The organism is Micromonospora sp. DT62, from assembly GCF_049847285.1.
Classification (GTDB): Bacteria; Actinomycetota; Actinomycetes; order Mycobacteriales; family Micromonosporaceae; genus Micromonospora; species Micromonospora reichwaldensis.
In genome coordinates, this window is sequence record NZ_JBNCOB010000054.1 from 1 (window position 1) to 1,457 (window position 1,457).

Consider the following 1,457-nt stretch of genomic DNA (forward strand, 5'->3'; position numbering starts at 1 on the left):
CTTGGGATCTAGCGGTCCTCGCAACACCCAGACATTTTGGGAGTTGCGAGGACCGTGTCCGTTTCGGCCGAACTCAAGGCAAAGTTCTTTGAGATCTTTGATGGTGTTGGCAGCGTGGCGGTTGCTGCGGGTGAGGCCGGTGTCAACCGGAACACCGCGTACGGGTGGGTTCGTCGAGGGGGGCGTCGCTCGACGCCCGCCTCGCGGCGTCACCCTCGCCGGGATGAGTACGAGCGTCTGCGTAAGCAGGGGGTTGCTCGACGCCGTGCCGCGCAGCAGGTCGGGGTCAATGAGCGCACCGCGAAGGACTGGGACTGGGGAGTACGCAAGACACGCAGCTCGCGGACGTATCCGGATGGGCGCCGGGTGGACTACAACACCGGGGTGAGCATTCAGGTGCCGCCGTCGTTGACGGCGCTGGACAAGGAGCTGCACTCCCGGTTTCTGACCTTGACGGAGCGGGAGACGATCGCGGACATGTGCCGTGTCGGGCAGTCGCTCCACGCGATCGGGCGAGCGATCGGGCGGCCCGCGTCGACGATCAAGCGTGAGGTCGACAACCACGTCAGCGCTGACGGCGTCTACCGCGCCTACGCCGCGCACCGGGCCTGGGCGGCGTCGCGGCCCCGGCCCAAGGACCGCAAGCTTCTGCGCGAGGGTCCGCTGCGCGACTTCGTGGTCGACGGGCTACGCGAGCGGTGGTCACCGCAGCAGATCTGCAACGCTCTGGTCAGGAAGTACCCCGACGACCAGGAGATGCGGGTGAGTCCGGAGACGATCTACCAGGCGTTGTACGTCCAGGCCCGCGGTGGGCTCAAGCGCGAGGTCGCCGCCGCGCTGCGCACCGGCCGCACCCGACGCAAGCCACATCGCCGCCCCGACCAGCGCACCCCGCGCTTCGTCGACGGCATGGTCATGATCAGCGAACGCCCGGCCGAGGTCGAAGACCGCGCCGTGCCCGGCCACTGGGAAGGCGACCTGATCATGGGGACGGGCAACCAGTCAGCGATCGTGACCCTGGTCGAGCGCGCCACCCGGTACGTGATGCTCGGACACCTGCCCGGCGGACACACCGCCGAGGAGGTCCGCGGCGTCCTCGTGGACCTCGTCGCCACGCTGCCGACCCACCTGCGCGGGTCACTGACCTGGGACCAAGGCACGGAAATGGCTGCCCACAAGAAGTTCACGGTCGCCACCGGCGTGCCCGTCTACTTCTGCGACCCGCACTCACCCTGGCAACGCGGCTCCAACGAGAACACCAACGGCCTGCTCCGCCAGTACTTCCCCAAGGGCACCGACCTGTCCGTGCACGGACCCGAGGACCTCGAGCACGTCGCCCAAGAACTCAACGGCCGCCCACGCAAAACGCTCGGCTGGGAAAACCCAGCCGAGCGTCTGCGTAATCTACTGACAGCCACCTAAGCCATCAGGTGTTGCGAGGACCCCCAGAAACCGCC

General features: G+C 67.7%; 1 protein-coding gene. It reads left to right on the forward strand.

All coding sequences use genetic code 11. From position 1 onward, the window contains the following. Positions 1–237: 237 nt before the first annotated feature. The gene (locus tag ACPXCB_RS31470) at positions 238–1,422 is read left to right on the forward strand and encodes an IS30 family transposase (RefSeq protein WP_425879752.1); all 1,185 of its coding nucleotides are present in this window, start codon (positions 238–240) and stop codon (positions 1,420–1,422) included. Positions 1,423–1,457: the final 35 nt, after the last annotated feature.